General features: G+C 62.5%; 18 protein-coding genes and 1 pseudogene. 7 read left to right on the top strand and 12 right to left on the bottom strand.

What is annotated here, in order from left to right:
• Nucleotides 1-712 precede the first annotated feature (712 nt).
• Nucleotides 713-1,567: an endonuclease/exonuclease/phosphatase family protein gene (locus tag CKW35_RS08145; RefSeq protein WP_023047563.1), complete on the top strand. Its 855-nt coding sequence runs from the start codon at nt 713-715 to the stop codon at nt 1,565-1,567.
• Nucleotides 1,568-1,626: 59 nt separating this feature from the next.
• Here the strand turns inward: CKW35_RS08145 and CKW35_RS08140 are convergent, their stop codons facing one another.
• A complete protein-coding gene (locus tag CKW35_RS08140) occupies nt 1,627-2,643 on the bottom strand; it encodes a histone deacetylase family protein (protein WP_016488177.1) in 1,017 nt (338 codons plus the stop codon).
• A gap of 162 nt (nt 2,644-2,805) precedes the next feature.
• On the opposite strand from CKW35_RS08140, the gene CKW35_RS08135 reads away from it, so the two are divergent.
• Nucleotides 2,806-3,783, top strand: a complete 978-nt coding sequence (locus CKW35_RS08135; RefSeq protein WP_016488176.1) for a LysR family transcriptional regulator — start codon at nt 2,806-2,808, stop codon at nt 3,781-3,783.
• 19 nt (nt 3,784-3,802) lie between these two features.
• Here the strand turns inward: CKW35_RS08135 and CKW35_RS08130 are convergent, their stop codons facing one another.
• Both CKW35_RS08130 and CKW35_RS08125 read right to left on the bottom strand, forming a co-directional pair.
• Nucleotides 3,803-4,318, bottom strand: a complete 516-nt coding sequence (locus CKW35_RS08130; protein ID WP_016488175.1) for a DUF4880 domain-containing protein — start codon at nt 4,316-4,318, stop codon at nt 3,803-3,805.
• 436 nt (nt 4,319-4,754) lie between these two features.
• A complete protein-coding gene (locus tag CKW35_RS08125) occupies nt 4,755-5,066 on the bottom strand; it encodes a DUF6124 family protein (RefSeq protein ID WP_016488174.1) in 312 nt (103 codons plus the stop codon).
• A gap of 130 nt (nt 5,067-5,196) precedes the next feature.
• Here CKW35_RS08125 and CKW35_RS08120 point away from each other — a divergent pair, with 130 nt between their 5' ends.
• Nucleotides 5,197-5,850 (top strand): LexA family transcriptional regulator, encoded by a 654-nt coding sequence (locus tag CKW35_RS08120; protein ID WP_016488173.1) that lies wholly within the window; start codon nt 5,197-5,199, stop codon nt 5,848-5,850.
• Nucleotides 5,851-6,066: 216 nt separating this feature from the next.
• Here the strand turns inward: CKW35_RS08120 and CKW35_RS08110 are convergent, their stop codons facing one another.
• Genes CKW35_RS08110 through CKW35_RS08095 form a run of 4 tightly spaced genes read right to left on the bottom strand, consistent with a single transcriptional unit; the run spans nt 6,067 to nt 11,625 of the window.
• A complete protein-coding gene (locus CKW35_RS08110) occupies nt 6,067-8,019 on the bottom strand; it encodes an acetyl/propionyl/methylcrotonyl-CoA carboxylase subunit alpha (protein ID WP_095115641.1) in 1,953 nt (650 codons plus the stop codon).
• Complete coding sequence (locus CKW35_RS08105) at nt 8,016-8,831, bottom strand: gamma-carboxygeranoyl-CoA hydratase (protein WP_016488171.1); 816 nt, start codon at nt 8,829-8,831, stop codon at nt 8,016-8,018. The genes CKW35_RS08110 and CKW35_RS08105 overlap by 4 nt, the downstream gene beginning before the upstream one ends.
• Nucleotides 8,832-8,834: 3 nt before the next feature.
• Nucleotides 8,835-10,442, bottom strand: a complete 1,608-nt coding sequence (locus CKW35_RS08100; protein ID WP_016498805.1) for a carboxyl transferase domain-containing protein — start codon at nt 10,440-10,442, stop codon at nt 8,835-8,837.
• A 19-nt stretch (nt 10,443-10,461) separates the two neighbouring features.
• Complete coding sequence (locus CKW35_RS08095) at nt 10,462-11,625, bottom strand: isovaleryl-CoA dehydrogenase (protein WP_095115639.1); 1,164 nt, start codon at nt 11,623-11,625, stop codon at nt 10,462-10,464.
• A gap of 238 nt (nt 11,626-11,863) precedes the next feature.
• Between CKW35_RS08095 and CKW35_RS08090 the strand changes: the two genes are divergently transcribed.
• Nucleotides 11,864-13,546: an AMP-binding protein gene (locus CKW35_RS08090; protein WP_095115637.1), complete on the top strand. Its 1,683-nt coding sequence runs from the start codon at nt 11,864-11,866 to the stop codon at nt 13,544-13,546.
• Nucleotides 13,547-13,624: 78 nt separating this feature from the next.
• Here CKW35_RS08090 and CKW35_RS28360 read toward each other — a convergent pair whose 3' ends face one another.
• Complete coding sequence (locus CKW35_RS28360) at nt 13,625-13,786, bottom strand: hypothetical protein (RefSeq protein ID WP_016488167.1); 162 nt, start codon at nt 13,784-13,786, stop codon at nt 13,625-13,627.
• 140 nt (nt 13,787-13,926) lie between these two features.
• Here CKW35_RS28360 and CKW35_RS08085 point away from each other — a divergent pair, with 140 nt between their 5' ends.
• The 3 genes from CKW35_RS08085 to glgB all read left to right on the top strand — a co-directional run bounded on the left by CKW35_RS08085 (nt 13,927) and on the right by glgB (nt 21,627).
• The gene (locus CKW35_RS08085) at nt 13,927-15,945 is read left to right on the top strand and encodes an alpha-1,4-glucan--maltose-1-phosphate maltosyltransferase (RefSeq protein WP_095115636.1); all 2,019 of its coding nucleotides are present in this window, start codon (nt 13,927-13,929) and stop codon (nt 15,943-15,945) included.
• Nucleotides 15,946-16,098: 153 nt separating this feature from the next.
• Nucleotides 16,099-19,416, top strand: a complete 3,318-nt coding sequence (gene treS / locus CKW35_RS08080) for a maltose alpha-D-glucosyltransferase (RefSeq protein WP_095115634.1) — start codon at nt 16,099-16,101, stop codon at nt 19,414-19,416.
• A complete protein-coding gene (glgB, locus tag CKW35_RS08075) occupies nt 19,417-21,627 on the top strand; it encodes a 1,4-alpha-glucan branching protein GlgB (protein ID WP_095115632.1) in 2,211 nt (736 codons plus the stop codon).
• A gap of 116 nt (nt 21,628-21,743) precedes the next feature.
• On the opposite strand, the gene CKW35_RS08070 is transcribed toward glgB, so the two are convergent.
• The 4 genes and pseudogenes from CKW35_RS08070 to CKW35_RS08055 all read right to left on the bottom strand — a co-directional run bounded on the left by CKW35_RS08070 (nt 21,744) and on the right by CKW35_RS08055 (nt 26,238).
• Nucleotides 21,744-22,820, bottom strand: a complete 1,077-nt coding sequence (locus CKW35_RS08070) for an autotransporter outer membrane beta-barrel domain-containing protein (protein WP_095115630.1) — start codon at nt 22,818-22,820, stop codon at nt 21,744-21,746.
• Between the two features lie 348 nt (nt 22,821-23,168).
• A pseudogene (locus CKW35_RS08065) lies at nt 23,169-23,540 on the bottom strand (hypothetical protein); the annotation flags it as partial.
• Nucleotides 23,541-23,646: 106 nt separating this feature from the next.
• On the bottom strand, nt 23,647-25,800 hold the full coding sequence (gene glgX / locus CKW35_RS08060; RefSeq protein ID WP_016488161.1) for a glycogen debranching protein GlgX: 2,154 nt from the start codon (nt 25,798-25,800) through the stop codon (nt 23,647-23,649).
• A gap of 153 nt (nt 25,801-25,953) precedes the next feature.
• On the bottom strand, nt 25,954-26,238 hold the full coding sequence (locus CKW35_RS08055) for a DUF2934 domain-containing protein (protein ID WP_016488160.1): 285 nt from the start codon (nt 26,236-26,238) through the stop codon (nt 25,954-25,956).
• Between the last annotated feature and the right edge of the window lie 8 nt (nt 26,239-26,246).

Genomic DNA, 26,246 nt, shown 5'->3' with positions numbered 1-26,246 from the left:
CTCGTAGGGGGGGCTGGTGTATCTGAAGCTGTAGAAGGTAAATCCCAACCCTGCAGCGAGATGAGGGAGCTCCTTGAGCAATGCCGGTAACTCTCGCAATCGCTCCCAATCTTCTGTGGTCCTGTTGAGCATCTAACCTCCGTGTAGGAATACACGTAGCGGGACCTGCCACGTTCAACAAACTATAGGATTACAGTAAACCCCAGCTTGATAGTCAACTTTATCGTTGCGCCTGCTTGGCATAAATGAGCAAAATGTGTTGTCAGTCACTGCATATAGGGTAGGCAGTTCCCCGTCGAACACGCTGGACTACAGTGCCTGGCAATTAATTTTTTTCTTATCTACCCCCTCAGTCACCTTGCTTTGGTTTTACCTTGAGTGCGTCTCATCCTCGATCTCGATCGTGCTTATAAACACCAGCCGCGCTTCACGGCTGGGTCGTGCTTGCCAAGGTTCTGCCTTTTTCGTAAACCAAGCAGGTTGGCGCAATGCCAATGCTGCCCGGCACGAGTTTGAACTGACCTGTCATTTTTGCTAGTGGACACAAAGCGTCACGCGATTCAAAGTCATTGCTCGAGAGGCGCGTAAGCGAGCGAATGTTGATGAGTTAAAAAACGTCGTCAGGGCGTGCGCTGACCCGCAGAGGTAATGTGTGAACCTGATGTGCCTTCATCAGTAGCCTACCCCCTATGCGGATCTACGGAGGGATTCCATGAGGGTGTCCATCTATCAACCTATACTGCTGGCGCTGCTGATACTTGTACTGCCGGGTAATGTTTGGGCAGGGCTGCCCGAATCGTTGAAGGTCATGTCATTCAATGTGCGCACACCGGTCGACGCTGCGCCTGGTAAGCGGTGGGAAGACCGTCGGGCCGCGATGGTCACGATGATTCTGGATGTCCAGCCCGCTGTTATCGGTACTCAGGAGCTCGTGCAGGAGCAGGCTGATTATCTGGCAGCTCACCTTCCCGGCTACCGTTGGTTCGGGGAGGGGCGACGCGGCGGCGACGGCGATGAACATATGGGTGTGTTCTACGACAGCACGCAGATGACGGCGGAACAATGGGGTGACTTTTGGCTGTCGGACACGCCTGACGTTGCAGGGAGCGTCAGCTGGGGCAATCTCTTTCCTCGCATGGTCAGTTGGGCGTTATTCCGTCGGATCGAGGACGGCCGCCGTTTCTATTTCCTGAATACTCATCTGCCTTATCGCGCAGAGGATGAGACGGCGCGGGTCAAGGGGGCAGAGCTGATCGCCGCTCGCGTCGACAAATTACCCATTGGCGTGCCCGTGGTGCTAACAGGTGATTTCAATGCTGAACCCGGCAGTTCGGCTTACCTGGCGCTTTCCCGCGTATTGCAGGATACCCGTCCTGTAGTGAAAACCCCGCGGGGGCCAAGCAATACCTTCCATGGTTTCACCGGCAAGGCCACAGTGCGCGTGGACTGGGTGCTGGAGCGCGGCTTCCATGCGCGCAGCTTCGTTACCGACGATCGCCTCATCAACGGCGTGCTTCCCTCGGATCACTTCCCAGTGGTGGTTGAGCTGGAGTGGACCAGCCCGTAGTCGATTATTGCTGCACAAGCTCGCGTGTCGCTCAGGTTCGGCGCCGCACGGGTGTTGCCTTAGGCAGCCATCCCGGCAAAAAAGCGCGAGGCATTTTCATCGAGGGTCGCAATGTCGTAGCCACCCTCCTGGATCACCACGCAAGGCAGGCCCAGCGCCTTGATCCGCTGCCCCAGAAGGTAAAACCCTTCATGGCTGACGTGGACCTTGGATTGGGGGTCGTTTTCGTAGATATCAAAGCCCAGCGACAGCACCAGCACGTCGGGAGCGAAGGCGTGCAGCGCTGTTGCCGCCTGGTCCATGCAGGCTAAGAAATCCGCTTCGCTGGCGCCGTGTGCCATGGGCAGGTTCAGGTTGAAGCCTGCTCCTGCACCCGCTCCGGTCTCATCATCGAACCCGGCGACCACGGGGTAGAAGTTGGTCGGGTCGCCATGAATCGACACGTACAATACATCGTTGCGCTCGTAGAAAATTTCCTGGATGCCCTGGCCGTGGTGCATGTCGGTGTCGAGCATGGCCACTTTGTCGAACTTGCCACGCAGCACCTGGGCGGCGATTGCGGCATTGTTCAGATAGCAGAACCCACCCGCCGCTTCGGCGCGGGCATGGTGCCCTGGCGGCCGGCACAGCGCATAAGCGGCCTGGTCGCCTTCGATCACCGCATGTGCTGCGGCCACTGCGCTCTGCGCCGACCAGTAGGCGGCCTGCCAGGTGTGCTCGCCGATCGGGCAACTGCCATCGGCCAGGTAGCGGGCGGTCTTGCCGAGGATGCCGCGCAACGGGTTGCCTTCACGGATGTAGATGTTGGACATCACCTCATCGCCCCAGTCTTCCGGCACTTCATGCCACTGCTGGTAGGCGCTGCCCAGGTAGTCCAGATACGCCTGGCCATGCACCGCCGCCAGCGGCGCCAGGCCGTGGTCAGCGGGCTCGAACAGCGGGTAGCCTAGCTTATTGACCACTGCCAGCAGCGGTTCGATGCGTGCCGGCACTTCCTGTGGTTGGCGCATCTGCCCACGTGACAGATAGGAGCGGGGGTGGTGCAGGCGTTGAGCTGGATGGAAAAACGCTTTCATGGATCACCTCTTGGTAACGCGTGCGATCAATCGCCCAGTTCGGGGAGAACCCTCAGCACGGGTATGACAAAGGCACCTGGTGGTGCGTTGCCAGATATTGGGCCAGGTCCTATGCTAGGAAAAGCTTCTAATTCGAATACTCCAGTATAAGATCAACAAATAATGATGCCGACGACAACGCCCTTCACCAGGGACCCCGAAGCCAAGCGTTTCCTCAACGATCGCCTCGACTGGAACCTGTTGCGAACATTTCTGGTGATCGGCCAGGAGGGCAGTATCAGCCGCGCTGCGGCACGGCTGCACTTGAGCCAGCCGGCGGTAAGCCAGGCGCTGAGGCGTCTTGAGGAGCAGTTGGGCAGTGCCTTGGTGGTACGCCGCGGGCCACGCATCAACCTGTCGCAGGCGGGGGAGGAGGTAATGCAGATCGCTGCCGAGCTATACGGCACGGTCTCGCGGCTGGGGCCTGCGCTGGACCGCCCTGCCGAAACTGTGACGGGCAAGATCCGCCTGCTGAGCATCAGCCGTATCCAGTCCCGCGTGTATGATGAGTTTCTTGCACAATTCCACAGTGACTACCCCCAGGTGGAGGTGGAGATCGATGTGCTGCGTAGTTCGGATGTGGCCAGTGGCTTGTTGCAGAAGACCGCCTCGTTCGGCCTGAGCCTGTGCCGCACGCCCCAGCCCCGGCTTGAACAACGGGTGCTGTTAGAACAACGCTACGCGTTTTTCTGTGGCAAGCGCCATCGCTTGTTCGGTCGCAAGAACCTCACCCTGGCGGATCTGCAGGGCGAGAACTTTGTGAGCTTCACCAGTGACCAGATGGGCGGCAACCTGTCGCCGCTGACGGTGTTTCGTGATCAGCAGGGGTTTACCGGGCGTATTGTTGCATCGTCACCCAGCCTGGATGAAATTCTGCGGCTGGTGGGGGCCGGTTACGGCATCGGCTGCCTGCCGGAGCACATCGTCGCGGCGGATGTCCAGGCCAATGAGCTGTGGCGACTGCCGCCGTGGGACGGGGTGATCGATGTGAACGTGTACCTGCTGTGGAACCGGGAACAGAAGTTTACCCAAGCCGAGTCGATCTTTCTGGAGCGCTTCCAGCAGATGCTCATGACCACAGACCCGGCCGAGCGCTTTTGACCGACGTACGGGTGCGTAATCAGGCCCAGAGACCAAACACTACCAACGCCGCCACGCCAAGCCCGACCGCAATCGAGCACCCACCCAGCGACAGCGCCGCCCTGCCTTGCCGGTACCAGCCGTCATGGCCCAGTTGCCGTGCCGGGGCCAACAGGCTGCGCCAGCGCAGTTCGGTTTCGTGAAACGCTTGCAGGTTTGCCGTATCCGCATCCAGCCAGCGACGAAAGTCGATCCGTTCGCAAGCGGTCACCTGTGGGCTTTGCAAGCGCACATACCATTGCCCGGCAACACTCGACAGCACATCACGGCGTGAGCGCCCGGCCTGCAGCGCCTGGTCCATGTTTTGCTCGATGCTCGCCAGGGGCAAGTCGAGGCGGGCAGCGATGCTGGCGAAGTCCAGTTGGTCGAGGCGGTTGAGCAGGAACACTTGCTGCACACGCCGTGGCAGCCGCTTGAGCGCATGCAGCAAGGCGCGATCGGGATCGTGTTCGGTAACAGGCGTTGGGTGCTCAAGGGGCAGTAGCAGACGGGTCATGGACAGCTCCTTGCATGAAAGGGGGAGGGGTGGGGGCATCTTCCTTGATGCGGAACCAGCGTAGGCGAAACGAGATTGATTCTCAAGTGCTGATTCCGCAAAGTTTTGTAATGAGCGTTCACGCCCTGAAACACCTTTGCTATCATGCGCGCCATTACGATCTTCATTAGCCTGAAGAGCCAAAAAAAAGACCCGGCAAAAAGCCGGGTCAAAAACCGTGATTAGCCTGATGAGGAGATAATCTGAGAGCGACCTAAGCTCCAGGTTATCCAGCTGGTCTCGCGATCAGCTGAGTGCAATAATAATCGTTATCATTTGCCAGTCAAATGATTTTTATCCATTTCGGTAAAAAAGTTTTACCGATGCGCTTCCTTGTCCCGGCAATCGGGGCATTTGCCGTTCCAGGCCATCACGTTCTCTCCCTTTCTTTTTTACTTCAGAATTCCGGATCTGCGGCGCGATTGTGCTCCAGCAGGGCGCGGGCCATGTCCATCATGTGCATCAACGCGTAGGTCAGTTCGCGCTGGCTGCCATGCTGGTGGCTGGCAGTTTCCTGCGCGGTGGCGGCGGCGCAGCGCAGCAGGGCGATGGCATGTTCCTGGGCCTGGTCGCTCGTGACGCTCTCGTGCAGGGTCCAGATCTTGTTGTCCAGGGTAGGGCGCTGTGGCTTGGGATTGAGGTAGTAGTCGAGGGCGCGGCGGGCGGCTTCGCTGTCGAGATCTGTTTCGTCGTTTTTCGGTGGTTTCATCGCGATACCTTGTGATTTCCCTTTAAACACAATGGAATCAGAGGATAGGTCAATCTGTACTGATTATGATCAAATAAATAATTCAGATTGTGTATTGCTGCGGATAATACAGTCCGTATTGTTTCCGCTCATGGAAAACTGGAACGCATTTCTCAAGCGCTACAAGCGCGAACACAACCTCAGCCAGCTGAAGCTGGCCGAACGGCTGGGCATGACTCAGGGTGGCGTGGGTCATTGGCTACGTGGCACGCGGCGGCCGACGCTGGAAACCATAAACGAAAAGCTCGAGAAACTTGGCCTGGTGTTTCTGGAAGCACAAGTCATGGTGGTAGAGCGTGACATCTTGCGCGAAGCCCCTGGGCGCTATGCGGTCGAGCCCCCGGTATCAGCCCAAGCGCTGCTTTATGCAAGCTTCCGCTTCCCGGTTCTGACCTGGGCTGACTTGCAGGGGCCTTTGCCTGAAGCGGGCAAATGCCACGAACAGACGGATTACATGCCCGCAGGCAATGCGTTCTGGCTAGTGGTGGAAAACGACTCGATGAATGCAGCCAGTGGCAAGAGCGTGCCTGAGGGCATGCGAGTGCTGGTGGACACGGGCCTGCAGGCAGAGCCCGGCAGGTTGGTGATTGCGCGGCAGCCGGGGCGGCCTGCAGTGTTGCGGCAGTTGGTCGAGGAGGGTGGCGACAAGATGCTCAAACCGTTGAATACGCGCTATCCGACAATCCTGTGTGAAGAGGGCTGCGAGTTCCTGGGGGTGGTCGTGCGGGTGCATGGGGCCTTCTAGATAGCCGGCGCTGCTGCGCAGCCCATCGCCAAGCGGGGCTCCCACAAGTACGGTGCCGATCTCAAGCATTGCGCTGGCCCTGTGGGAGCGGGTTCACCCGCGAAGAATCCAACGCGGTTTATGGCACCGGCTTTGCCGGTGTTCGCGGGCATGCCCGCTCCCACAGTGATCGCGCAAACTTTCGCCGTCCGAGCTAGGCGGTGGACCCCGCTTACCTCACTCAGCCAGCTCGACCAGCACCGTCCCTTCGCTGACCATATCCCCTTCCTGGCAGAACAACGCCTTCACCGTCCCGCCATGCGGCGCACGAATGCTGTGTTCCATCTTCATGGCCTCCAGCACCACCAGTGCCGTACCGGCTTCAACTACCTGTCCCGGCTCGACGAGCACCCGCACGATGCTACCGTTCATGGGCGCACCCAGGCCGCCTTGATGGCCATGGCTGGCCTCGGCTTCGGCAATCGGGTCGAAGGCCTGAATGGCGTGCATCTCGCCATCCCAGTGCAGGTACAGCGTGCCGTCGCGGCGAATCGCCAAATGCTGGCGGCGCACACCTGCCTCATCGTGCACCAGTTGCTCGCCCACTAACTCCCAGGTGGACGTAGCGCTGCGTTCCAGTGCAACCGCCTGGTCCTGCCCGCCGCTCAACAGGTGCAGGCTGCTGCGTGCCGGCAGGCCCAGGCGCAGGCCGTTGTGCGCACCCCATGGCGAACTGCGGTCGTCATCGCGCTGATGCCCGGGCTGGCTTTGCAGCCAGGCTTCGGCTGCCGCCTCCCAGAAGCCCGCCGGCAGCGCACCTGGCGCTGGCAGCAGCACGTCCTGGTGGCGTGGAATGAATCCGGTGTCCAGCTCTGCCGCCGCAAACGCAGGGTGGGCCAAAATGCGGCGCAGGAAGGCAATGTTGGTCTTCAACCCGCCAATCGCAAACTCGTCTAGCATGGCCAGCAAGCGCAGGCGTGCCTGTTCGCGGTTTTCACCCCAGGCAATCAGCTTGCCCAGCATCGGGTCATAGAACGGCGACACCACGTCGCCTTCGCTGACCCCGCTGTCCACCCGCCGACCTTCGCCAGGCGCCGATTCCCGGTACAGCGCCAGTTTGCCGGTAGCCGGCAGGAACTCGTTGGCCGGGTCCTCGGCGTACAACCGCACTTCGATGGCATGGCCGATCAACGGCACCTGCTCCTGGGTGATCGGCAGGGGCTCGCCGCAGGCCACGCGGATCTGCCAGGCCACCAGGTCCAGGCCGGTAATGGCCTCGGTGACCGGGTGTTCCACCTGCAGGCGGGTGTTCATCTCCATGAAGAAGAACTCGCCACGGGCATCCAGCAGGAACTCCACGGTGCCGGCACCCACGTAACCGATCGCCTGAGCCGCACGCACCGCTGCTTCGCCCATGGCCCGGCGCAGTTCGGGAGACAGACCAGGGGCAGGGGCCTCTTCTACCACTTTCTGGTGGCGGCGCTGAATGGAGCAGTCGCGTTCGTTGAGGTACAGGCAGTTGCCGTGCTGGTCGGCAAACACCTGAATTTCCACATGGCGCGGCTTGAGCACGTATTTTTCCACCAGCATGCGCGCATCGCCGAACGATGACTGCGCTTCACGCTGGGCCGAGGCCAGGGCATCGGCCAGTTGGCTTTCTTCCTCAACCACTTTCATGCCCTTGCCGCCGCCGCCGGCGCTGGCCTTGAGCAGCACCGGGTAGCCGATGCGTTCGGCGGCGGCGCGGAAGGTGTCCAGGTCCTGGGCTTCGCCGTGGTAGCCCGGCACCAGCGGTACACCTGCGGCTTCCATCAGCGCTTTGGCCGCCGACTTGCTGCCCATGGCGTCGATGGCGCTGGCCGGTGGGCCGAGAAAGATCAGCCCGGCCTGTTCAATTGCCCGGGCGAAGCCTGCGTTCTCGGAAAGGAAACCATAGCCCGGGTGAATGGCCTGGGCACCGCTCGTCTTGGCAGCGGCCAGCAGCTTGTCGACCAGCAGGTAGCTTTCGGCGGCCTTGGTACCGCCCAGGTCAACGCGGATATCCGCTTCGCGGCTGTGCCGGGCGTCGCGGTCGGTTGCGCTGTGCACGGCGGCAGTGGTCAGGCCCATGGCCTTGGCGGTGCGCATGATGCGGCAGGCGATTTCGCCACGGTTGGCGACCAGCAGGGTGGTCAAAGCGGGGCGGCTCATGGGCGCGGTTCCTTCTTGTCATCGGTTTGCCAGGCGGGGCGGCGTTTTTCCAGGAAAGCGCGCAGGCCCTCCTGGCCTTCGGCGCTGACGCGGATGCGGGCAATGGTGTTTTCGCAGTAGCGACGCAGGGCTGGGCTGAGTTCGCCGTCGTCCACTTCGCGCAGCAAGTCCTTGGTGGCGCGCAAGGCTTGCGGGCTGTTCTGCAGCAGGTTGTTCACCCACGCTTCGACCTGGGCGTCCAGCTCACTGGCCGGATACACCTCGGCCAGCAGCCCCAGCTCGCGGGCCCGTACGCCACTGAAACGCTCGGCGGTAAGGGCGTAGCGGCGCGCGGCACGCTCGCCAATGGCCTTGACCACAAACGGGCTGATGACTGCCGGGGCCAAGCCGATGCGAACTTCCGACAGGCACAATTGGGCATCTTCGGCGCCGATGGCCATGTCGCAGCAGCTGATCAGGCCCAGCGCGCCGCCAAAGGCGGCACCTTGCACCACGGCAAGGGTAGGGGCCTTGAGGCGGTGCAGGGCGTACATCAGTTCGCCCAGTTCGTGGGCGTCATCCAGGTTGGTGTTGAAGTCCAGCTGCGCCGACTGCTGCATCCAGGCCAGGTCGGCACCGGCGCTGAAGTGCCGGCCACGGCCGCGCAGCAGCACAAAGCGCAGGCTTGCGTCTTCGGCCAGTCGGTCGATGGCGACGATCAGCTCGCGGATCATCTGCGCGTTGAAGGCGTTGTTCTTGTCCTCGCGGCTCAGCCACAGGGTGGCGAAGCCGCGTGGGTCGCGGGTTACTTCAAGGGTGCTGAAATCGCTCATGGGTCACATCCGGAAAATGCCGAAGCGGCTCTGTTCGATCGGAGCGTTCAGTGCGGCAGACAATGCCAGGCCGAGCACATCGCGCGTTTGTGCCGGGTCGATAACGCCGTCGTCCCACAGGCGGGCGCTGGAGTAGTAGGGGTGGCCCTGGTGCTCGTACTGGTCGAGGATCGGTTGCTTGAGCCTGGCTTCGTCTTCGGCACTGAAGGGCTGGCCGCTGCGCTCGCTTTGCTCGCGCTTGACCTGCGCCAGCACGCCAGCGGCCTGTTCGGCGCCCATCACGCCAATGCGCGCGTTGGGCCACATCCACAAAAAGCGCGGGTCATAGGCGCGGCCGCACATGCCGTAGTTACCGGCGCCAAAGCTGCCACCGATGATCACCGTGAACTTTGGCACCTGGGCGCAGGCCACGGCGGTGACCAGCTTGGCGCCGTGCTTGGCGATGCCGCCTTCTTCGTACTTCTTGCCTACCATGAAGCCGGTGATGTTCTGCAGGAACAGCAGCGGAATACCACGCTGGCAGGCCAGCTCGATGAAGTGCGCGCCTTTTTGCGCGGCTTCGGCAAAGAGGATGCCGTTGTTGGCCAGGATCGCCACCGGGTAGCCGTGCAGGTGGGCGAAGCCGCACACCAGGGTGGTGCCGAACAGTGCCTTGAACTCATCGAATACCGAGCCATCGACCAGCCGCGCGATCACCTCGCGCACGTCGAACGGTTGCTTGGCATCCGCCGGTACCACCCCATACAGCTCGTCGGCGGCGTACAGCGGCGCCACCGGTGCCAGGCGCTGCAGCTTGCCCAGCTTGTGCCAGTTGAGGTTGGCCACACTGCGCCGGGCGATGGCCAGGGCGTGCTCGTCGTTATCCGCATAGTGGTCGGCCACGCCGCTGGTGCGGCAATGTACATCGGCGCCACCCAGGTCTTCGGCGCTCACCACTTCACCAGTGGCGGCTTTTACCAGCGGCGGGCCGGCGAGGAAGATGGTTGCCTGCTGGCGTACCATGATCGCTTCGTCGGCCATGGCCGGTACGTAGGCGCCGCCAGCTGTGCACGAGCCCATCACCACGGCGATCTGGGGGATGCCCTGGGCGCTCATGTTGGCCTGGTTGAAGAAGATCCGCCCGAAATGCTCGCGGTCGGGGAACACTTCGTCCTGGCGCGGCAGGTTGGCGCCGCCCGAATCCACCAGGTAGATGCACGGCAGGCGGTTCTGCTGGGCGATGGTTTGCGCACGCAGGTGCTTCTTGACCGTCAGTGGGTAGTACGAACCGCCTTTGACCGTGGCGTCGTTGGCCACGATCATGCATTCCACGCCTTCGACGCGGCCGATGCCAGCGATCACGCCAGCGGCGGGCACGTCTTCGCCGTATACCTCATGGGCAGCCAGTTGGCCGATTTCGAGGAATGGCGAGCCCGGGTCCAGCAGCCGGTCGATGCGCTCGCGCGGCAGCAGCTTGCCCCGTGAGGTGTGCCGCTCCTGGGCTTTGGGCCCGCCGCCCTGGGCCACCTGGGCGAGCAGGCCACGCAGGGCCTGAACCTGTTCGAGCATGGCCGCGCTGTTGCCGGCGAATTCCGCCGAACGCGGGTTGATCTGGGTGTGCAAGGTAGCCATGTGCGCCCGTCCTTTATGCTCAGCGGGTTTCGTTGAACAGCTCGCGGCCAATCAGCATCCGGCGGATTTCGCTGGTGCCGGCACCGATTTCGTACAGCTTGGCATCGCGCAGCAGGCGGCCCGCCGGGAATTCATTGATATAGCCGTTGCCACCGAGAATCTGGATCGCCTCCAGGGCCATCTGCGTGGCGCGTTCGGCGGTGTACAAGATGACCCCGGCGGCGTCCTTGCGGGTGGTTTCGCCACGGTCGCAGGCTTGCGCAACGGCATACAGGTAGGCGCGGCTGGCGTTCAGTTGGGTGTACATGTCAGCGATCTTGCCCTGGATCAGCTGGAATTCGCCGATGCTCTGGCCGAACTGCTTGCGGTCGTGAATGTAGGGCACCACCAGGTCCATGCAGCTTTGCATGATGCCGGTCGGGCCACCGGACAGCACGACGCGCTCGTAATCCAGGCCGCTCATCAGCACGCGCACGCCGCCGTTGAGCTGGCCAAGGATGTTTTCTGCCGGCACGTGCACGTCATCGAAGAACAGTTCGCAGGTGTTGGACCCGCGCATGCCCAGCTTGTCGAATTTGTTGCTGCGGCTGAAACCTTTCCAGTCCCGTTCGACGATGAACGCGGTAATGCCGTGGGCGCCCTTGTCCAGGTCGGTCTTGGCGTAGATCACGTAGGTGTTGGCGTCGGGGCCGTTGGTGATCCAGGTCTTGCTGCCGTTGAGCACGTAGTGATCGCCGCGCTTTTCGGCGCGCAGCTTCATCGAGACCACGTCGGAGCCGGCGTTCGGCTCGCTCATGGCCAGCGCACCGATGTGCTCGCCGCTGATCAGCTTGGGCAGGTACTTGAGCTTCTGCTCATGGGTGCCGTTGCGGTTGATCTGGTTGACGCACAGGTTGGAGTGGGCGCCGTACGACAGTGCCACCGAGGCCGAGGCACGGCTGATTTCTTCCATCGACACTACATGGGCCAGGTAGCCCAGGCCGGCGCCGCCGTACTCTTCCGACACCGTGATGCCCAGCAGGCCCATGTCGCCAAACTTGCGCCACATATCGGCGGGGAACAGGTTGTCATGGTCGATTTGCGCAGCGCGTGGGGCCAGTTCGGCGGCGACGAAGGTGCGCACCTGGTCGCGGAGCATGTCGATGGTTTCGCCCAGGGCGAAGTTCAGGGAGGGGTAATGCATGCTGGGACACCTTCTTGTTCTTGAAATTGGGTTACATCGCGCTTATGGACTCACCGCCCGCTCCCACAAGGGTCGACGTCAAGCCATAGGTCAGATGTCGTTCATCACCTTTACGTTAACGTAAACCTGCCTGGTGTGACTGTCAATCTACTCATCACCTTTACGTAAACGTAAATCTGCGCCAGAGTATTCCCGCTTGCTTCAGTCGTGCCCAGAACAACCACAAGAAGGGACACCCATGAGTCAACCGAGCTATACCCGCGGTCGCCAGGACCAACCCTTGCTGACCCAGACCATCGGCCAGGCCTTCGATGCCACGGTGGCTCGCTGTGCCGATGGCGAGGCGCTGGTGTCGCGCCACCAGGGCTTGCGCTACAGCTGGCGGCAGTTGGCCGAACAGGTCGAAGTGCATGCCCGTGCGCTGATGGCCCTGGACGTGAACACCGGCGACCGTGTCGGCATCTGGTCGCCCAACTGCGCCCAGTGGTGCATTCTGCAGTTGGCCAGTGCCAAGGTCGGCGCCATCCTGGTCAATATCAACCCGGCCTATCGCGCGGGCGAACTGGACTATGTGTTGCGTCAGTCCGGCTGCCGCTGGCTGGTGTGCGCCGATGCCTTCAAGGCGTCTGATTATCACGCCATGGTCCAGGAGCTGGTGCCAGAATTGGCCAGTACCACGCCCGGTGAACTGGCCAGTCCGCGCCTGCCTGAGTTGCGCGGCGTGATCAGCCTGGCCGCCAACCCGCCTGCCGGCTTCCTGCCTTGGCACGCATTGGCCGAGCGGGCAGGGCAGACATCGACCGATGCCTGTACTGCCCGCCAGCAAAGCCTGCAATTCGACCAGCCGGTGAATATCCAGTACACCTCCGGCACCACCGGTGCGCCCAAGGGCGCCACGCTCAGCCACTACAACATCCTCAACAACGGCTTCATGGTCGGCGAGAGCCTGGGCCTGACGGCCTGCGATCGCATGGTAATCCCGGTGCCGCTTTACCACTGCTTCGGCATGGTCATGGCCAACCTCGGCTGCATCACCCACGGCAGCACCATGATCTACCCGAACGACGCCTTCGACGCCGAGCTCACCCTGCGCGCCGTGGCCGAGGAGCGTGCCAGCATCCTGTACGGCGTGCCGACCATGTTCATCGCGATGCTCGATCACCCCTCGCGTGCGCAGATGGACCTGTCAAGCCTGCGCAGCGGCATCATGGCCGGTGCCACCTGCCCGATCGAGGTGATGCGTAGGGTCATCGACCAGATGCACATGGCTGAAGTGCAGATCGCCTACGGCATGACCGAAACCAGCCCGGTGTCGCTGCAGACCGGCCCGGACGATGACCTGGAGCTGCGCGTGACCACCGTCGGCCGTACCCAGCCGCAGCTGGAAAACAAGCTGGTAGCCGCCGATGGCTGCATCGTCGCGCGCGGTGAGATCGGCGAGTTGTGCACCCGCGGCTACAGTGTGATGCTTGGTTACTGGGACAACCCCCAAGCCACGGCGGACGCCATCGACCCGGCCGGGTGGATGCACTCGGGCGACCTGGCGGTGATGGATGAGCACGGTTACGTGCGTATCGTCGGGCGCAACAAGGACATGATCATTCGCGGCGGCGAGAATATTTACCCGCGTGAGCTGGAGGAGTTCTTCTACACCCACCCGGCAGTGGCTGATGCGCAGGTGATCGGCATTCCGTGCAGCCGCTATGGCGAGGAGATTGTGGCCTGGATCAAGCTGCATCCCGGGCACCATGCCACGGTCGAGGAACTGCAGGGTTGGTGCAAGGGACGCATCGCACATTTCAAAGTGCCGCGGCATATCCGCTTTGTTGACGAATACCCGATGACGGTGACGGGCAAGGTGCAAAAATTCCGCATGCGGGAGATCAGCGTGGCGGAGATCTCGGCGCTATCTGCAGGTTGATGCGTTGGCTTGGCTGGCCTCTCGGCAGATTTACCCGCCCACAGACCAGCCAATGCTGCATAAAAACCTTGTCTATCCTTAAGCCTTCACCGGTGGCTCCTGGCTCGGCGGGTCACCCACCGTCGGCGGCATGGTTGGCTTGATCGGCAGCTCGTCCGGCTCTTTTTCCGGCACGGGCGGTGGCAAGCTGGGGTCGTCGATGTTGGGATCGGGGGTTTCCGGTGGAATGGGAATGTTCATGGCCTGACCTCGCGTGGGTGGAATGAAGAGGTGCTGCAGGCTCTGACCGCTGGCAGCTGCCGTTCGCTCAATTTTTTTGAACCCCACGCCTGTGCCCGGCTCTGAACCCTTACCGCCACCAGCCTGAGGGAGCAAGGTCGATGTCACGTAACGAGCCCTTTGAAAGCGTGCCCATGGCGAACGATCACCCCGAACAGGCCATCAGCCTGTCCCAGGCGCTGTTGGCGCCGCGTGTCGTGATCGAAGACACCCAACCGGTGCTCGACGCCGGCACCTTTGCCGCCAAGGCCATCAGCGGCCAGCCTGTGGCGGTCAGCACCAAGGTGTACAGCGACGGCCACGACCGCCTGGCCGTGATGCTCAACTGGCGTCAGGCCAACAGCCGCCGCGGGCATTGCGTGCCCATGCACTCGCCGGGCAACGACCTGTGGCTGGCAGAATTCACCCCCACCGAGCTTGGCCCACACCTGTTCAGCATCGAGGCCTGGGTCGACCCGTTCGCCACTTATAGCCACGATCTGGAGAAAAAGTACAACGCCGGCGTCGAGGTACAGCTCGAACTGGAAGAGGGCCGCTTGATGCTGGGCAAAGGCATCGAACTGTGCAGCGGCGCCGTGCGTGAGGAGCTCGAAGCGGTGCAGCAGCGCCTCGCGGAGCTGGATAGCGACGGGCAGGTGGCGCTGTTCCTGGCCCCTGATGTTGCACACCTGATGAGCGAAGCCGGGCACCGCAGCTACCTGGCCCGCAGCTGTGAATTCCCCATTGATGTCGACCGCCCGGCTGCGCAGTTCGCCAGTTGGTACGAGCTGTTCCCCCGCTCGATCACTGACGACCCACAGCGCCACGGCACCTTCAACGACGTGCACCAACGCCTGCCAATGATCCGTGACATGGGCTTCGACGTGCTGTACTTCCCGCCCATCCACCCCATCGGCATGCAGCACCGCAAGGGCCGCAACAACGCCCTCAAGGCCGAGCCCGGCGACCCAGGCAGCCCGTATGCGATTGGCAGTGCCGAAGGCGGCCATGACGCCATCCATCCGCAACTGGGCACCCGCGAAGACTTCCGTCGACTGGTGGCTGCCGCTGCCGAGCATGGCCTGGAAATCGCGCTGGATTTCGCCATTCAGTGCTCGCAGGACCACCCATGGCTCAAAGAGCACCCCGGCTGGTTCAGCTGGCGCCCCGACGGCACCATTCGCTACGCCGAGAACCCGCCGAAAAAGTACCAGGACATCGTCAACGTCGATTTCTACGCCCCGGACGCCGTCCCTTCGCTGTGGCTGGCGCTGCGCGACGTGGTGGTCGGCTGGGTAGAGGAGGGCGTGAAAACCTTCCGCGTCGACAACCCGCACACTAAACCACTGCCATTCTGGCAATGGCTGATTGCCAATGTGCGCAGCCAGCACCCCGACGTCATCTTCCTTGCCGAAGCGTTCACCCGGCCGGCGATGATGGCGCGCCTGGGCAAGGTTGGCTACGCGCAAAGCTATACCTACTTCACTTGGCGCAACCACAAGCAGGAACTGCGCGAGTATTTCGAGCAGCTAAACCAGCCGCCATGGAGCCAGTGCTACCGGCCGAACTTTTTCGTCAATACGCCGGATATCAACCCGTTCTTCCTGCACACTTCTGGTCGCGCCGGCTTCCTTATCCGCGCCGCGCTGGCAACCATGGGCTCGGGCCTGTGGGGCATGTACTCAGGCTTCGAACTGTGCGAAAGCGCGCCTTTGCCGGGCAAGGAGGAGTACCTGGATTCGGAGAAATACCAGATCCGCCCGCGCGATTTCACCCAGCCTGGCAACATCATTGCCGAGATCGCCCAGCTCAACCGTATTCGCCGGCAGAACCGCGCCTTGCAAACGCACCTGGGCGTGGCGTTTTTCAACTGCTGGAACGACAACATCCTGTATTTCGCCAAGCGTACGCCTGAGCGCGACAACTACATCCTGGTGGCTATCTGTCTCGACCCGCACAACGCCCAAGAGGCGCATTTCGAGCTGCCGCTTTGGGAGCTAGGCCTGGATGACGACGCCGACACCCAGGGCGAAGACCTGATGAACGGCCACCGCTGGACCTGGCATGGCAAGACCCAGTTCATGCGCATCGAACCCTGGCACCAGCCATTCGGGATCTGGCGCATCGAAAAAGCCCGTTAACAACGCTCAAACTGTGCCCCCTGTAGGAGCGGGTTTAGCCGCGAGCACCGGCGAAGCCGGTGCCATGCACCGCGGCGTCATCTTCGCGGGTAAACCCGCCACAGGGATCGAGCAAGCTCGGATGTCTGTGCATGCAATTGAAAGGAGTCACCCATGGCCAAGCGTTCACGCCCGGCAGCCTTCATCGATGACCCGCTGTGGTACAAGGACGCCGTCATCTACCAGTTGCACATCAAGTCGTTCTTCGACTCGAACAACGACGGCATCGGCGATTTTGCAGGCCTGATCAGCAAGCTGGACTACATCGCCGAGCTGGGCGTCAATACCCTGTGGCTGCTGCCGTTCTACCCTTCGCCGCGGCGTGACGACGGCTATGACATCGCCGGATACAAGGCCGTGCACCCCGACTACGGCAGCATGGCCGATGCCCGGCGCTTTATCAGCGAGGCACACAAGCGCGGCTTGCGGGTAATTACCGAACTGGTGATCAACCACACCAGCGATCAGCACCCCTGGTTCCAGCGTGCCCGCCACGCCAAGCGCGGTAGCAAGACGCGCGACTTCTACGTGTGGTCGGACGACGACCAGAAATACGACGGCACGCGGATCATCTTCCTCGACACCGAAAAGTCCAACTGGACCTGGGATCCGGTCGCCGGCCAGTATTTCTGGCACCGCTTCTACTCGCACCAGCCAGACCTCAACTTCGACAACCCGCTGGTGCTCAAGGCGGTGATCGGGGTGATGCGCTTCTGGCTGGACCTGGGTGTCGATGGCTTGCGCCTGGATGCCATCCCTTACCTGATCGAACGCGACGGCACCAACAACGAGAACCTCGCCGAAACCCACGCTGTGCTCAAGGCAATCCGCGCTGAAATCGACGCCAATTACCCCGACCGCATGTTGCTTGCCGAGGCCAACCAGTGGCCGGAAGATACCCGGCCTTACTTTGGCGAAGGTGATGGCGACGAGTGCCACATGGCCTTCCATTTTCCGCTGATGCCGCGCATGTACATGGCCCTGGCCATGGAAGACCGTTTCCCGATCACCGACATCCTGCGCCAGACGCCGGAGATCCCGGCCAACTGCCAATGGGCAATTTTTCTGCGCAACCACGATGAGCTGACCCTGGAAATGGTCACCGACCGAGAGCGCGACTACCTGTGGAACTACTACGCCGAAGACCGCCGCGCGCGCATCAACCTGGGCATTCGGCGGCGCCTGGCGCCGCTGCTGCAGCGTGACCGTCGGCGTATAGAGCTGCTCACCAGCCTGTTGCTGTCGATGCCGGGCACGCCAACCCTGTACTACGGTGACGAGCTGGGCATGGGCGACAACATCTACCTCGGTGACCGCGACGGCGTGCGTACGCCCATGCAGTGGTCGCCCGACCGCAACGGTGGTTTCTCCCGCGCCGACCCGCAGCGCCTGGTGCTGCCGCCGATCATGGACCCGCTGTACGGCTACCAGACGGTAAACGTCGAGGCCCAGAGCCATGACCCGCACTCGCTGCTGAACTGGACCCGGCGCATGCTGGCCGTGCGCAAGCAGCAGAAGGCCTTTGGCCGCGGCAGCCTGCGAACCCTTACCCCCAGCAATCGGCGCATTCTTGCGTACATCCGCGAGTACACCGATGCCGATGGCAACACCGAGGTCATCCTGTGCGTGGCCAACGTGTCCCGCGCCGCCCAGGCTGCCGAACTGGAATTGTCACAATACGCCGACAAAGTACCGGTGGAGATGCTCGGCGGCAGCGCCTTCCCGCCCATTGGGCAACTGCCGTTCCTGTTGACGCTGCCACCCTATGCCTTTTACTGGTTCCTGCTGGCCTCCCACGACCGCATGCCCAGTTGGCACATCCAGGCCACCGAGGGGTTACCCGAATTGACTACACTGGTATTGCGCAAGCGCATGGAAGAACTGCTGGAAGCACCCGCCCGCGAAACCCTGCAAACCACCATCCTGCCGCAATACCTGCCCAAGCGGCGCTGGTTCGCCGGCAAGGAAGGGCCCATCGACCAGGTGCGCCTGTGCTACGGCGTGCGCTTCGCTACCGCCACCACGCCCGTACTGCTCAGCGAAATCGAAGTGCTTGGCGGGGGGACGGCCAACCACTACCAGCTGCCGTTTGGCCTGCTGCCCGAAGACCAGATCAACACAGCGCTGCCGCAGCAGCTGGCCTTGTCGCGGGTGCGCCGTGCCCATCAGGTTGGCCTGATTACCGATGCCTTCGTGCTCGAACCGTTTATCCGCGCGGTGCTGCACGCCTGCCAGAATGGCCTGCGCCTGCCCTGTGGCAGCGGCGCGGGCGAACTGCGTTTCGAGTGCACCGACCTGCTGGCGGCCCTTGGGTTGAACGATGAAAGTGCAGTGCGCTACCTCAGCGCCGAGCAGTCCAACAGCTCGGTGGTGATCGGTGACAGCGTGGTGCTCAAGCTGATCCGCCGGGTCAACCCGGGCATTCACCCAGAACTGGAAATGAGTGCCTACCTGACCGCCGCCGGCTTTGCCAATATCTCGCCATTGCTTGCCTGGGTCAGCCGGGTGGACGAGCAGAATGCCCCCCACCTGCTGATGATCGCCCAGGGCTACCTGAGCAACCAGGGCGATGCCTGGGCCTGGACCCAGAACACCCTGGAGCGGGCCATCCGCGACCAGATGGCGCCGGCTGGCGGCGATGCCGAGGTACACACCGATGCGTTGGAGGAACTCACCGGCTTTGCCGCCTTGTTCGGCCAACGCCTGGGCGAGATGCACCTGTTGCTGGCCGCGCCGACCGACGATGAGGCCTTTCGCCCACGCCCCAGCGATGCTGACGACAGCCAGCGCTGGGGTGCGCAGATCAGCGCCGAACTGACCCACGCCCTCGACCTGTTGGCCCAGCACCGTGACGCTCTCGACAGCGACAGCCAGGCCCTGATCGACGACCTGCAGCAACAGCGCGATGGCCTGGCCCAGCACATCGCTAGCCTGGCGGACCAGGCTGAGGGCGGCCTGCTGATGCGGGTGCACGGCGACCTGCACCTGGGCCAGGTGCTGGTGGTGCAGGGTGACGCCTACCTCATCGATTTCGAGGGTGAACCGTCACGTCCACTGCAAGAGCGCCGGGCAAAACACAGCCCGTACAAGGATGTCAGCGGCGTGTTGCGTTCCTTCGACTATGCTGCTGCGATGATCCTGCGCAGCGCGTCTGCGGTCGACCTTTCCGGCCCAGCGCAGCAGGCGCGTCAGCGGGTCGCCCGGCAGTACCTGCACCAGTCGCGCCACGCCTTCGTCGAAGCCTACGGCCTGGCCACCGCCGCCATGCCCCATGCCTGGAAAATGGCCGACGGCGAGCGCGCGGCACTGGAATTGTTCTGCCTGGAAAAGGCCGCCTACGAGATCACATATGAAGCCGAAAACCGTCCGACCTGGCTGGCCGTGCCTTTGCATGGCCTGCATGGACTGATCAGTACCTGGGGAGAGTCATAGATGAATGCAACCACGCGTGAAAACGGCGGCCTTCGGCAACGGGACCTGGATGCCCTGGCCCGCGCCGAACACGCCGATCCTTTTGCAGTACTCGGCCCCCATGGCGATGGCAAGGGCGGTGTGTTTATCCGCGCCTTCCTGCCAAATGCCCTGAATGCACGGGTGCTGGCGCGCGATGATGGGCGCGTGCTGGCTGAAATGGTGCAAGGTGCAGTTCCGGGATTGTTCACGGCGCACCTGGATGATGCGCAGGCCTATCTGCTGCACATCGGCTGGGCCGGCGGCGAGCAAATCACCGAAGACCCTTACAGCTTTGGCCCGCAATTGGGCGACATGGACTTGCACCTGTTCGCCGAGGGCAACCACCGCGACTTGTCCGGGCGCTTTGGTGCCCAGCCGATCCAGGTCGATGGCATCGATGGCGTGTGTTTCTCGGTGTGGGCGCCGAATGCCCGGCGGGTATCGGTGGTGGGTGATTTCAACAACTGGGACGGCCGCCGCCACCCCATGCGCCTGCGCCACGGCGCGGGGGTGTGGGAGCTGTTCGTGCCGCGCCTGGGCGTGGGCGAAACCTACAAGTTCGAGGTGCTGGGCAAGGACGGGATACTGCCACTCAAAGCAGACCCGCTGGCCCGCGCTACCGAATTGCCGCCCAGCACCGCGTCCAAGGTGGCCGGTGAGCTCAGCCATGCGTGGCAGGACCACGACTGGATGGCACAACGCGCCCAGCGCCATGGTTACAATGCCCCCCTGTCGATTTACGAACTGCACCCGGGGTCATGGCGCTGCGAGCTGGACGAGGCAGGCGAAGTCGGGCGCTACTACAACTGGCGCGAGCTGGCCGAGCGGCTGGTGCCCTACGTGCAGGAGCTGGGCTTTACCCATATCGAGTTGCTACCGATCATGGAGCACCCGTTTGGCGGCTCGTGGGGCTATCAGCCACTGTCGATGTTCGCGCCCACCTCGCGCTACGGCAGTGCCGAGGACTTTGCCGCGTTCATCGATGCCTGCCACCAAGGCGGCATAGGCGTGCTCCTGGACTGGGTGCCGGCGCATTTCCCCACCGACGAACACGGCCTGGCCCGCTTCGACGGCACCGCGCTGTACGAATACGACAACCCCCTGGAGGGCTACCACCAGGACTGGAACACGTTGATCTACAACCTGGGCCGCAACGAAGTGCGCGGCTTCATGATGGCCTCGGCGCTGCACTGGTTGAAGCACTTCCACATTGACGGCCTGCGGGTCGATGCGGTGGCCTCGATGCTGTACCGCGACTACTCGCGCAAGGCTGGCGAATGGGTGCCTAACCGCTACGGCGGGCGCGAGAACCTGGAGGCTATCGACTTCATTCGCCACCTCAACGGCGTGGCTGCCGTCGAGGCCCCTGGTGCACTGATCATTGCCGAAGAATCCACCGCCTGGCCCGGCGTCAGTCAGCCGACCCAGCAGGGCGGCCTGGGCTTTGCCTACAAGTGGAACATGGGCTGGATGCACGACACCCTGCATTACATCCAGAACGACCCGGTGCATCGCGCCCACCACCACAACGAGATGAGTTTCGGGCTGATCTATGCCTATTCCGAGCATTTCATCCTGCCCATCTCCCATGACGAAGTGGTGCATGGCAAGCACTCGCTGATCGACAAGATGCCCGGCGACCGCTGGCAGAAATTTGCCAACTTGCGTGCCTACCTCACCTTCATGTGGGCGCACCCTGGCAAGAAGTTGCTGTTCATGGGTTGCGAGTTCGGCCAGTGGCGTGAGTGGGACCATGACAGCGAACTGGACTGGTACCTGTTGCAGTACCCCGAGCACCAAGGTGTGCAACGCCTGGTGGGCGACCTCAATCGCCTGTACCGTGAGGTGCCGGCGCTGCACGAGCAGGATTGCCAGCCGCAGGGCTTCCAGTGGCTGATCGGGGACGACGCGCAAAACAGCGTGTACGCCTGGCTGCGCTGGAGCAGCAGTGGCGAGCCGGTGCTGGTGGTGGCCAACTTCACCCCGGTGCCGCGTGAGGGCTACCGCATTGGCGTGCCGTTTGGCGAGCGCTGGCAGGAGCTGCTGAACAGCGATGCCGAGCTGTATGCAGGGTCCAACGTGGGCAACTTGGGGGCAGTGGCCAGTGAGGCAGTCGCCAGCCATGGGCAGCCGTTGTCGCTGGCCCTAAATTTGCCGCCGCTTGGCGTGTTGATAATGAAACCGGCCTGACGTTTTGCCTGCACTGGCCTCTTCGCGGGCATGCCCGCTCCCACAGGGATTGCACAATGTTCGTCCCTGTGCTGTCGCTGTGGGAGCGGGCGTGCCCGCGAAAGGGCCGGGCCTGGCTACCAGCGCATCCGCACCCCAAGGCTGCCAATCAGCCCGTTCAGGTCATTGTCATCCACATCACTGCTGTAATCGGCGCTGACAAACAGGGCCACAGAAGGCGTGACACGCGCCACCAGCCCCAAGCCCAGCTCTACCGTGGTCGAGTAGCGCGAGCTGGAGATCTTGTCGACCTGGTCCAGCTTCACTTCATCGGCATTGCTGAAGTCGTACCACACGTTCGTCCGCACATAGGGTTCGATGGGCATGCCGCGCACTTCGTAGCGCCCGGACAATTTTGCACCCACCCGGCCGCTCCAGCTCGGCTGGCTGTCGAAGGCTTGCAGGGTTTCTTCCTGCACCTGGTTGCCGGGGAAGAACTGCTGGTTGATCAACTGTGCCTGGGGTTCGATTACCCAGTTGCCACTCAGGCGGATCGGGTAGCCGCCTTCCACCGAAAAGGTCATCGCATGGCCGCTTTCGTCAAGGCGTTGGCCGTTTTCGCCCCGGCCCAGCACATCGATCCGCGAACCCATGGCCACGGCATCCAGGTGCCAGCCCTGTTCATGGGTCATGCTCCAGTACACGCCCAGGCTTTCCCCGCTCAGGTTCACCGCATTGCGCTGCTTGTCGCCCAGCAGTGGGCGTATGCCGTTGAAGCTGCTCTGCAGGTTGTTGTGCCCTACGAAAACCCCTGCGCGGTGCACATTGCCCGCTGCAGTTTCACGCACGAACAGGTCCGGGCCGATCACCAGTTGCTGGCTGGGTGCCTCCAGCTGGTCTGGGGGTTGTGTACTCATGCGGGCGTTGGTCGGGAAAAACTGCGCCCACTGGCTGGCGATCATGTCCGGCGCCGCCTGCCCGTGCCGCGCGCTCATCGTTTGCGAAAACGCATTCAGGGTACCGATACTCAAACCACTGGCGCTGGCCGGGTCTAGCGACAGCTGCGGCATCGCTGGCTGTTGCAGAAAACCGGGCGAGATGGGGTCACCCTGCAGTTCGTACGCGAAAGTTTCCACCGGGGTTGCCAGAAGCAGCGACGTGGAAACCGCGTAGAAAATGCTGTCGAAACGCACGGGGTTCGAGGTGCTTTTCATGGCGGATCTCCTTTGTTTTTGTGGTTTTACAGCCCAAGGACCTGGCCTGTTGTCACGAGCTGTACGGCAAAAACAGTGGGCGACCCAAACCAGCACGCCAGCCTTCTGAAGCGCGCACGAAGGCGCGAGCTAGAGGCCCGGCGCGAGATCTTTACTGCTAGATAATGTTCAGCTAAGGAGAGGACGCCGCTTGCGTCAAGAAAGCGTGAAAGATCTGTTCAGGTTGTGTAACTCACCTTAAGCACCTGATTTCCAGAGACAATCACCTGGGTATAGCGGGGTTCGCTATTTCCCCCTGCGTGGCTATGACGAATGATTGCTAGAGCCTGACCTGCACCGCCAATGGCAGGTGAGCAGCGCATTGCCGTGGTGGCCGTCGGGATACACCGCGTTGCGGCCGTAGTCAAAGTCGCTCCACGTGTTGGCGGCAAGGAATTCGTACTGCGAGGTCTGCGGCCAGCCGGGATAGCGCGCGGCGTGGCGGTCGTGGCTACCAACTACTTCCTGGAGGAAGACGATGTCGCCCTGGGTGCTGCGTACCGCCTCGCGCAGTTTCGGCAGAATGAAGCGCCGGTTGAAGGCGGTGAAGCCCTTGTGGGTTTTCACCGTCAGTACCCGCAGCCGCTTCACGGCCGGGGCCTGGTTGACGCTGGCGAAACCTGTGCTGCCGGCTTCGGGGTTCGCAATTCCTCCTCGATCGCAGGTGCCTGTGTGTTGCATCTACCGGCTCTATCGCCGGCAAGCCAGCTCCCACAGGTTGGTGCAGGCCTTCAGGCGGTGCAGAACGTGTGGGAGGTGGCTTGCTGGCGGTAGGACCACCCCGGGTTCACTCCTCCTCGTGCTGCAACACCATCAGCAGCATCGACCGCCCTTTGACCTCGAACGTGCTGTCGAACTGCAGATGTTGGCCCTTGCGCAACTCCGGCCGGTCGGTATCGATCAGGCAGCTCCAGTAATCGCCTTCGGGTACCGCTGGCAACTTGAATGGCACAACGTCATGGTGGGCATTGACGATCAATAGCACTGTGGCCTCGGACCCTGGCCGGGCGATGCCGCTGACCTGCGCGCGGCCGTCGATCAGCATGCCCAGGCAGCGCCCGTGCGGGTCTTCCCACTGCGCCACGCTCATTTCGTTGCCATCCGGTGCCAGCCAGGTCACGTCCTTGACCCCGATTGCTTCATTGTAATCACCCACCAGGAAGCGTGAGCGGCGCAGCACCGGGTAGGCCAGGCGCAGGCGGGTCAAGCGTTTGACGAAGGCCAGCAGCTCTTTGCCCTCCTGGTCCAGGTCCCAGTTCACCCAACCGATTTCGCTGTCCTGGCAGTAGGCGTTGTTGTTGCCATGCTGGGTGCGGCTGAACTCGTCGCCGGCGACGATCATCGGCGTGCCTTGGGCCAACAGCAGGGTGGCGAAGTAGTTGCGCATCTGGCGCATGCGCAGCGCATTGATGTCCGGATCGTCGGTTGGCCCTTCGGCACCGCAGTTCCATGACAGGTTGTTGTCAGTACCGTCCTGGTTGTTCTCGTCGTTGTCTTCGTTGTGCTTGTGGTTGTACGACACGAGGTCGCGCAGGGTGAAACCATCATGGGCGGTGATGAAGTTGACCGAGGAATACGGCCTGCGCCCGCGGTTGTTGAACATGTCGCCCGAGGCGGTCAAGCGTGCGGCGAAGTCGGCCAGCTGGCCCTCGTCACCTTTCCAGAAGGCGCGGGCGGTATCGCGGAAGCGGTCGTTCCACTCCGCCCAGCCCGGCGCGAAGTTGCCCACTTGATAGCCACCGGGGCCGCAGTCCCAGGGTTCGGCAATCAGCTTGACCTGGCTGAGCATCGGGTCCTGGCGGCAGGCGACGAGGAAGCCGTGGCGCTCGCTGTAGCCATCGTGGTAGCGGCCAAGGATGGTCGCCAGGTCGAAGCGGAAGCCGTCCACGTGCATCTCGCCGGCCCAGTAGCGCAGCGAGTCGGTGACCAGCTGCAGTACGCAGGGGTGGCTCAGGTCCAGGGTGTTGCCGGTGCCGGAATCGTTGATGTAGTAGCGTTTGTCATCCGGCATCAGGCGGTAGTACGAGGCGTTGTCGATGCCGCGCATGGACAGGGTCGGGCCGCGTTCGTTGCCTTCAGCGGTGTGGTTGTAGACCACGTCGAGGATCACCTCCAGCCCGGCGTCGTGCAGGTGCGCGACCATTTCCTTGAACTCGGCAATCTTGCCGCTGGCCAGGTAGCGCGGGTGCGGCGCAAAAAAAGCGATGCTGTTGTAGCCCCAGTAGTTGTTCAGCCCCTTGTCCAGCAGGTGCTGGTCGTTGACGAAGGCGTGAATGGGTAACAGCTCGATGCTGGAGACGCCCAGGTCTTTGATGTGCTTGAGCAGCTCGTCGTTGGCAAGGCCGGCAAAGGTGCCCCGCAGTTCTTCCGGTACTGCCGGGTGGCGCATGCTGATGCCGCGCGTGTGCGCTTCATAGATGATCGTACGTTCCCAAGGAACAGACACGCGCTGGTCACGGCCCCAGGTGAACGCCGGGTCGATCACCTTGCACTTGGGCACGAAGGGCGCACTGTCGCGCTCATCGAACGACAAGTCGCCGTCGGGGTGGCCAATGGTGTAGCCGAACAGTGCCTCGGACCACTCCAGGCTGCCGACCAGTTGCTTGGCATAGGGGTCGATCAGCAATTTGTTGGGGTTGAAACGGTGGCCGTTTTCCGGCTCGTAGGGACCGTATACACGGTAGCCATAAACCAGGCCAGGATGAGCGTCGGGCAGGTAGCCGTGGTAGATCTCATCGGTGTATTCGGGCAGCTCAATGCGCTCGAGCTCCTGCTCGCCGGTGGAGTCGAACAGGCACAGCTCGACTTTGGTTGCGTTGGCCGAGAAGAGCGCGAAGTTGACCCCAAGGCCATCCCAGGTGGCGCCGAGGGGGAAGGGCATGCCTTCGCGGATACGCGATGGTGCGACCGAGCGGGTTTTCTTAGGGGTGCGGGGGCTCATGACGATCCTCAAATGGCCGTGATAGAAGGGGAATTGTGCTGTCCTGCATTGGCCTCTTCGCGGGTAAACCCTCTCCCACAGGTTCATTACAGGTGCTCAACGCAGTGCAGAACCTGTGGGAGCGGGTTTACCCGCGAAGAGGCCGGGACAGGCTTAACCGGCAGTAGGCTTTTTCACCGCCCGAGGCTTTTTCGCCGCAGCGGGTTTGACGCCTGGCAGCGCAGCCGCCTTGGGCTCGGCAGGGGCCTTCGGCTCAGTGGCTGCCTTGGGCTTGGCCGGCGCGCGCTTGCGCGGTTGCGCCTTGGGGGCCAAAGCCTCGGCCTCGGCCAGCTTGCGGGCCATATCCCAGTGCCGTTCTTCCTCCCCTACAGGCTTACCTTCAGACTCCCAGATCTGATAGGCAAATTCGCGAATACGTTTTTCATCGACACTCATCATGACGCTCC

The sequence above is a fragment of the Pseudomonas sp. Irchel 3F3 genome (assembly GCF_900187545.1).
Taxonomy (GTDB): domain Bacteria; phylum Pseudomonadota; class Gammaproteobacteria; order Pseudomonadales; family Pseudomonadaceae; genus Aquipseudomonas; species Aquipseudomonas fortuita.
Note: the sequence above shows the minus strand (reverse complement) of the source record. Positions and strands in the feature narration are given on the sequence as shown.

What these genes read in the sequence shown, in the direction of transcription:
- CKW35_RS08105 (WP_016488171.1), bottom strand. Translation starts at nt 8,831, where the DNA reads ATGAGCGATTTCAGCACCCTTGAAGTAACCCGCGACCCACGCGGCTTC.
- glgX (WP_016488161.1), bottom strand. Translation starts at nt 25,800, where the DNA reads ATGAGCCCCCGCACCCCTAAGAAAACCCGCTCGGTCGCACCATCGCGT.
- CKW35_RS08110 (WP_095115641.1), bottom strand. Translation starts at nt 8,019, where the DNA reads ATGAGCCGCCCCGCTTTGACCACCCTGCTGGTCGCCAACCGTGGCGAA.
- CKW35_RS08085 (WP_095115636.1), top strand. Translation starts at nt 13,927, where the DNA reads ATGTCACGTAACGAGCCCTTTGAAAGCGTGCCCATGGCGAACGATCAC.
- CKW35_RS08090 (WP_095115637.1), top strand. Translation starts at nt 11,864, where the DNA reads ATGAGTCAACCGAGCTATACCCGCGGTCGCCAGGACCAACCCTTGCTG.
- CKW35_RS08125 (WP_016488174.1), bottom strand. Translation starts at nt 5,066, where the DNA reads ATGAAACCACCGAAAAACGACGAAACAGATCTCGACAGCGAAGCCGCC.
- CKW35_RS08130 (WP_016488175.1), bottom strand. Translation starts at nt 4,318, where the DNA reads ATGACCCGTCTGCTACTGCCCCTTGAGCACCCAACGCCTGTTACCGAA.
- CKW35_RS08070 (WP_095115630.1), bottom strand. Translation starts at nt 22,820, where the DNA reads ATGAAAAGCACCTCGAACCCCGTGCGTTTCGACAGCATTTTCTACGCG.
- CKW35_RS08140 (WP_016488177.1), bottom strand. Translation starts at nt 2,643, where the DNA reads ATGAAAGCGTTTTTCCATCCAGCTCAACGCCTGCACCACCCCCGCTCC.
- CKW35_RS08135 (WP_016488176.1), top strand. Translation starts at nt 2,806, where the DNA reads ATGATGCCGACGACAACGCCCTTCACCAGGGACCCCGAAGCCAAGCGT.
- CKW35_RS08055 (WP_016488160.1), bottom strand. Translation starts at nt 26,238, where the DNA reads ATGATGAGTGTCGATGAAAAACGTATTCGCGAATTTGCCTATCAGATC.
- glgB (WP_095115632.1), top strand. Translation starts at nt 19,417, where the DNA reads ATGAATGCAACCACGCGTGAAAACGGCGGCCTTCGGCAACGGGACCTG.
- CKW35_RS28360 (WP_016488167.1), bottom strand. Translation starts at nt 13,786, where the DNA reads ATGAACATTCCCATTCCACCGGAAACCCCCGATCCCAACATCGACGAC.
- CKW35_RS08100 (WP_016498805.1), bottom strand. Translation starts at nt 10,442, where the DNA reads ATGGCTACCTTGCACACCCAGATCAACCCGCGTTCGGCGGAATTCGCC.
- CKW35_RS08145 (WP_023047563.1), top strand. Translation starts at nt 713, where the DNA reads ATGAGGGTGTCCATCTATCAACCTATACTGCTGGCGCTGCTGATACTT.
- CKW35_RS08095 (WP_095115639.1), bottom strand. Translation starts at nt 11,625, where the DNA reads ATGCATTACCCCTCCCTGAACTTCGCCCTGGGCGAAACCATCGACATG.
- treS (WP_095115634.1), top strand. Translation starts at nt 16,099, where the DNA reads ATGGCCAAGCGTTCACGCCCGGCAGCCTTCATCGATGACCCGCTGTGG.
- CKW35_RS08120 (WP_016488173.1), top strand. Translation starts at nt 5,197, where the DNA reads ATGGAAAACTGGAACGCATTTCTCAAGCGCTACAAGCGCGAACACAAC.